Origin of the sequence: Xanthomonas sp. D-36-1 (assembly GCF_017746155.1) — a bacterium.
Lineage (GTDB): Bacteria > Pseudomonadota > Gammaproteobacteria > Xanthomonadales > Xanthomonadaceae > Xanthomonas > Xanthomonas cissicola.
The window spans coordinates 38,742-44,810 of the sequence record NZ_JAGHWR010000010.1; the positions used below are offsets into that span (position 1 = coordinate 38,742).

The 6,069-nt window shown below is 64.2% G+C and carries 4 protein-coding genes; all 4 read right to left on the bottom strand.

Features of this window, described 5'->3' with window-relative positions; genetic code table 11:
* Window positions 1-183: 183 nt before the first annotated feature.
* Complete coding sequence (locus J7367_RS03575; RefSeq protein WP_057661766.1) at window positions 184-990, bottom strand: M48 family metallopeptidase; 807 nt, start codon at window positions 988-990, stop codon at window positions 184-186.
* A 184-nt stretch (window positions 991-1,174) separates the two neighbouring features.
* On the bottom strand, window positions 1,175-2,011 hold the full coding sequence (locus tag J7367_RS03580) for a CPBP family intramembrane glutamic endopeptidase (protein ID WP_007968208.1): 837 nt from the start codon (window positions 2,009-2,011) through the stop codon (window positions 1,175-1,177).
* A 67-nt stretch (window positions 2,012-2,078) separates the two neighbouring features.
* Window positions 2,079-4,523, bottom strand: a complete 2,445-nt coding sequence (gyrB, locus tag J7367_RS03585) for a DNA topoisomerase (ATP-hydrolyzing) subunit B (RefSeq protein WP_057661768.1) — start codon at window positions 4,521-4,523, stop codon at window positions 2,079-2,081.
* A 114-nt stretch (window positions 4,524-4,637) separates the two neighbouring features.
* Window positions 4,638-5,744, bottom strand: coding sequence for a DNA replication/repair protein RecF (recF, locus tag J7367_RS03590; protein WP_057661769.1), 1,107 nt, complete (start codon window positions 5,742-5,744; stop codon window positions 4,638-4,640).
* Window positions 5,745-6,069 lie beyond the last annotated feature (325 nt).

Here is a 6,069-nt window from a genome sequence, read left to right on the forward strand (position 1 = left end):
GTTCCCGAAAACGGTTTCCATGTTGTGTTGCGGCAATCAGAAGCGGGGAACAGCTGTCTTAGCGTCGCTAACAGGCCGTGACCGGTGTGGTTGCGCCTGCAACCCCAGGTTAGGCAGGCATGCGTTGCACGGAATCGGTGTTCGTACGGGTTGACGGCGGCCGCGCGGATGTCGTCGGCAGTTCTAGCCACAACGCGGTGCGCGTCCGCTCTGCTTGGCCTGCTGGTACACCGGTTCGAGCTGGGCAACGTCGGCCTGCAGTTCGCGGATGCGGTTGGCAGGGTCGGGGTGGGTCGACAGCCACTGCGGTTGGCGATTGCCGCTGGCGGCCATCATGTTCTGCCACAGCGTCACCGCCTGCGCCGGATCGAACCCGGCCTGGGCCATCAGACGTTGGCCGACCACATCGGCTTCGCTTTCCTGGGTACGCGAGCCCGGCAGCAGGAACACTGTCTGGGCGGTCATAGCGCCGACCTGATTGACTGCGCTGGCCGCTCCGTCGCCATAGGCGGCGCCGGCAAGCGCGCCGATGATGCCCAGGCCCGTCTGCGCGCCGAGTTGACGGGTAATGCGCTCTTCGTGATGACGGGAAATGACATGGCCGATTTCATGCCCGAGCACCGCGGCGAGCTGATCCTGCGTCTTGGCGACGGTAAAGATGCCGGTGTTGACACCGACCTTGCCGCCAGGCAGGGCGAAGGCATTGGCTTCGTTATCCACGAACAGCGCGGTTTCCCACTTGGTTTCGCGCCATTGCGGCGGCAGTTGCGCCACCAGTGCGTTGACCACGCACTGCACGTAGGCGTTCTGCTTGCCGTCGGTACTGACTTTTTCCTTGGCCTTGGTTTGCGCGAAGGATTGCGCGCCCAACTGGTCCAACTGCTGTTGCGATACGCCGCCCACCACCTGTCGGCGGCCGGTTGGCGAAGTTGTGGTGGCACACGCCGTCAGTGCAAGCACGGCAACAACGATCAACAGCCTAGCTTTCATTCGATCCCCCTAGAACCATGGAGGCATTTTGGCAGGCTCGTCTTAACTTTTCGTCAAACGGTTCCGCGCGGCCGACAACGTGTGCCGGGCCGGGGGGATCGGCTGTCCAAGGTGTGCGAATCCATTTGATGCCCAGGCATCGCCCCGCTGCGGCTGGGTTCTCGCAATTGACCGCTTTGGGGGCTCAGCCAAGCCCGAAAAAGTACAGCGCTGCCAGCGCCGTGGCATTGTTGATGCCGTGCGCGGCAATCGGGGCCCACAACGTGCCGGTACGCCAGTACAGCCATGCGAACGCCGCGCCCATGCTGCCGTACACCAGCCAGAGCTGCGCGATCGCGGCCGGGCCGTTACCACTGATGCCGGGTACTTCGTGCACCAGCGCGAAAATCGCCCCGCTCAGCACGATCCCCAGCCACGGGCGAGCGGCAGCGAGCAGGCGCCCGAACAGCACGCGACGGAACAGCAGTTCTTCGTAAGCCGGCGCGATGACCACCGCGAACAGCGTCAGTGCCAGCGGCCATTGCTGGAGCGCTTCTTTCATCAACGGCAGGTTGGTGGGCACCGGCTTGATGCCCAACGCCGAAGCCGCCGCGCTGACCAGATTGCTCAGCAGGAACACGGCGGCGGCGATCAGCGCGGTCCAGCCCCAGGTGGAGGCGCGGCGCGCGGCAGCCCGCGAAGCGGTTTGTTCGGCAGGGGTGGCGCGGCGACGCCAGTAGTACAACAGCAGCGCCGGCGTGGCCGTGCTGACCAGCGCGGTGAGCAGCTGCACCATCACACCGGGTTGGCCAATGGCGGCCATGACCTCGGTAGGCGAGGGGGTCAGCCCCTGCGCCTTGGCCGCCTGTACATAGCCAAAGCCACGCACCGCGCCCCACAACGCAAAGCCGGCCACGCTGAGCGTCAGCAACAGGCCGGCGGCGATGAGCACGTCGACCCAGAAACCCACGAGCACGGGCAGCAGCGGCGGCTTGCCGGCAACCGTGCGTGGTGCCGGAGGCGGTGGAAGATCGGTGCGCATCGTCGTCCTGCGGACACCGCCCCGGCCGGCACGCCGTGGTTGCGACGTGCCGGCCGGGGCTGGTGACTCAGATATCCAGGTTGGACACCTTCAGCGCGTTGTCCTCGATGAAGTCGCGGCGTGGTTCGACCACATCGCCCATCAAGGTGCTGAAGATCTGGTCGGCGGCCACCGCGTCCTCGATGCGCACCTGCAACAGGCGACGCGTGTCGGGATTGACCGTGGTTTCCCACAGCTGCTCGGCGTTCATTTCGCCCAGGCCCTTGAAGCGCTGCACCTGACGGCCCTTCTTGGCTTCGTCCAGCAACCAGGCGTGCGCCTGCGCGAAGCTGGTGATCGGGTGGCTCTTGTTGCCGCGCACGATCTGCGCGCCTTCGCGCACCAGGTCGTGCAGGGCCAGCGACACCTCGCGCAGCGGGCGCAGTTCGCCGCTTTCGAAGGCACCCATCGGCAGCACCTGGGTGAACTCTTCGCCCATGTGGCGGCGGATGGCCACCAACGTGGCAGGCGCGTTGTCGCTGCCCGGGTCGAAGCGCAACTGATAGCGCGCGGTGCCCAGAGTGCCGCGATTGAGCACGGCCTGCAGCGCGTCCAGGGTCGGATGCTGGTCGCCTTCGGCCTGCAGTTTTTCCACATCCAGTGGCGGCAGGTCGATCAGCGCGGTGAGCAGGGCCGGGTCGTAGCGGTGGGCGTTGCGCGCGATCGCTTCGTTGGCGCTGGTGAACAGCATCAACAATTTCTCCAGCGCTTCGCCGGTGATCGGTGGCTCGTCGGTGGCCGGAATCAGCGCCGCACCTTCGACCGCATTGCTGGCCAGGTAGGCGTTGAGCGCCGCGTCGTCCTTCAGGTACAACTCGCTCTTGCCCTGCTTGAGCTTGTACAGCGGCGGCAGGCCGATGTAGATGTAGCCGCGCTCGATCAACTCCGGCATCTGCCGGTAGAAGAAGGTCAGCAGCAGGGTGCGGATGTGCGAGCCGTCGACGTCGGCGTCGGTCATCAGGATGATGCGGTGGTAGCGCAGCTTGTCCGGGTTGTACTCGTCGCGGCCGATGCCGGTACCGAGCGCTGTGATCAGCGTGCCGACCTGGTCGGAGGACAGCATGCGGTCGAAGCGGGCGCGTTCCACGTTGAGGATCTTGCCGCGCAGCGGCAGCACCGCCTGGTTCTTGCGGTTGCGACCCTGCTTGGCCGAGCCACCTGCCGAGTCACCCTCGACGATGAACAGTTCCGACAGCGCCGGATCCTTTTCCTGGCAGTCGGCCAGCTTGCCCGGCAGGCCGGCGATGTCCAGCGCACCCTTGCGGCGGGTCAGGTCGCGCGCCTTACGCGCGGCTTCGCGCGCGCGTGCGGCATCGACGATCTTGCCGGTGATGGCCTTGGCTTCGTTCGGGTTCTCCTGCAGGAACTCCTGCAGACGCGCACCGAAGGCGTTTTCCACCGCCGGGCGTACATCTGAACTGACCAGCTTTTCCTTGGTCTGCGATGAGAAGCTGGGGTCGGGCACCTTGACCGAAAGCACCGCGATCATCCCTTCGCGCATGTCGTCACCGGTCAGCGCGACCTTGGCCTGCTTGGCGATGCCGTTCTGTTCGATGTAGGTGCTGAGCACACGCGTCAGCGCCGCACGGAAGCCGGCCAGATGGGTGCCGCCGTCCTTCTGCGGGATGTTGTTGGTGAAGCAGTACATGGTTTCCTGGTAGGCGTCGGTCCATTGCAGGGCCACGTCCACCATGATGCCGTTGTGCTCGCCCGTCACCGAGATCACATTCGGGTGCAGCGGCGACTTCAGCTGCGCCAAATGCTCCACGAAGCTACGGATGCCGCCTTCGTAATGGAAATCGTCGCGACGGCCTTCGCCGCGCTCGTCGATCAAGGTGATCTTGACGCCGGAATTGAGGAAGGACAGCTCGCGCAGGCGCCGCGCCAGGATGTCGTAATGGAACTCGACGTCGCTGAAGATGGCCACGGACGGCTTGAAGCGCAGCGTGGTACCGCGCTTGGTCGAGGCTTCCAGCTGCTTGAGCGGGTATTGCGGCTCGCCCAGCGCGTATTCCTGCTGGTAGTGGAAGCCGTCGCGCCAGATATCCAGCCACAGGTGCTCGGACAACGCGTTGACCACCGAGACGCCAACGCCGTGCAGGCCGCCGGAGACCTTGTAGCTGTTGTCGTCGAACTTGCCGCCGGCATGGAGCACGGTGAGGATCACCTCGGCCGCCGACACGCCTTCTTCCTTGTGGATGTCGACCGGCACGCCGCGCCCGTTGTCGGAAACTGCCACCGAGCCATCGGCCAGGATCTTTACCACGATGTCGTCGGCATGCCCGGCAAGGGCTTCGTCGACCGAGTTGTCGACCACCTCGAACACCATGTGATGCAGGCCGGTGCCGTCATGGACGTCGCCGATATACATGCCGGGGCGCTTGCGGACGGCTTCCAGGCCACGCAGCACGGTGATCTTGCTGGAGTCGTAGGTGCCGTTGGGTGCTGGCGGGGTGTTTTGTTCGTCGGTCATGCGCGTGCCGTTGGCTCCACAACACGGGCGAAGGCAGCGATCGCCGCTCCGCGCCGTGAGAAAAGGGGGATAGCGAACAAATTATACCAGTCGGCCCGTGCCGGCCGTTGCGGCTCAGTTGGCCGCTACCTGTCGTGCAATCTGGCCGTGTTCCACGTGGAACTGCTGCAATCGTGCAGCGGCGTCTGCAAGGCCCGGCGGGGTCTCGGTTGCGGTGATGAGCACCTGCGCCGGCGCGGAAGCAAGCCGCTGCAGCACGCGCCCCTGATGATGCCGGTCCAGTTCCGAACCCAGATCATCCAGGGCGATGACCGGCCATTCGCCGCGTTCGAAGGCGAAGTCCTCGGCCTGTGCGAGCAGACAGGCAAGGGCCGTGAGCTTGGCCTGTCCCCGGGACAGCGCATCCTTGCCCGGGAGTGCGAGGAAGCTGGGCATCCAATCTGCGCGGTGCGGGCCTTGCGAGGTATAGCCGTTCTGGCGATCGCGATCGCGCGCAAGCAGGAGGGCATCTGCCAGCGAGACCTCGTGGCGCTTCCAGCCCGGGGCGAACGTCAGCGCAGACAGTCCCAGCGCTGGCGCGATGGCATCTGCCACTGGAACCATCCGGTCCTGCAGGCGTTCCAGATAGCGCATGCGCCGGGACGTCAGGTTTTCGCCGGATTCGGCAAGTTCGTTGTCCCATGCGTCCAGCAGGCGTGGCTGCGCGCCTTGTTTCAGCAACGCGTTGCGTTGTTTGAGTGCCCGTGCGTAGCGGCGCCACAAGGTTAGGAAATCGGGTTCCACGTGGAACAAGCCCCAGTCCAGGAAACGGCGGCGGGGTTCACCACCGCCACTGATCAATACATGGCTGCCGGGCTCGAACGTCACCACGGCCAGCGCAGCGCAAAGAGAGCCAACTTGAGCCACATCTTCCCCGTCCAGACGCCCTGTCCATTCCTGCCCGCTATGACGCAAGCCAGCTCGACGCGTCCGTTCGCCCGCAGCGCCGCCGCCTTCTTTCCATTCCACGAAGACTTCGAGGTCGTTGGCGCCTTGTTGGATCAGACCGTCACGGACGCGCCCGCGGAAACTGCGGCCGTAGGCCATCAGGTGCAGCGCTTCGAGCACGCTGGTCTTGCCTGCGCCGTTGTCGCCGGTCAGCAGATTCAAGGCACTGGAGGGATGAAGCTCGACGGTTTGAAACCGGCGCAGCCGATGAATGGACAACCTCACTACATGCATCGATCGGTGTGCTCTGGGCTGTAATCCGGCATGCCGGTCGGGTCGAAGGATACGGGATCGGCATGAAACCTGTGCAGACATGGCCCCCAGGACTGACTGGACAGGCAGGGGATAACATGTGGATAAAAACATGGTCTATGGAGGTGCTTCTGCTTATCCACAGCTTCTGGATGGGAAAACAGGGCGATAAGCACAGGGTTTCGAACCCTCAATTTCCTTTACAAACAATCACTTGGTATGTTTCTACGCAAAATCTGCCCCTACCATCACCACAAAGCTCTTAAGTTATTTATAGATTTAAAAGGGCTATTCGTAAAAGCGTGTG

What these genes read in the sequence shown, in the direction of transcription:
- recF (WP_057661769.1), bottom strand. Translation starts at nt 5,744, where the DNA reads ATGCATGTAGTGAGGTTGTCCATTCATCGGCTGCGCCGGTTTCAAACC.
- gyrB (WP_057661768.1), bottom strand. Translation starts at nt 4,523, where the DNA reads ATGACCGACGAACAAAACACCCCGCCAGCACCCAACGGCACCTACGAC.
- J7367_RS03580 (WP_007968208.1), bottom strand. Translation starts at nt 2,011, where the DNA reads ATGCGCACCGATCTTCCACCGCCTCCGGCACCACGCACGGTTGCCGGC.
- J7367_RS03575 (WP_057661766.1), bottom strand. Translation starts at nt 990, where the DNA reads ATGAAAGCTAGGCTGTTGATCGTTGTTGCCGTGCTTGCACTGACGGCG.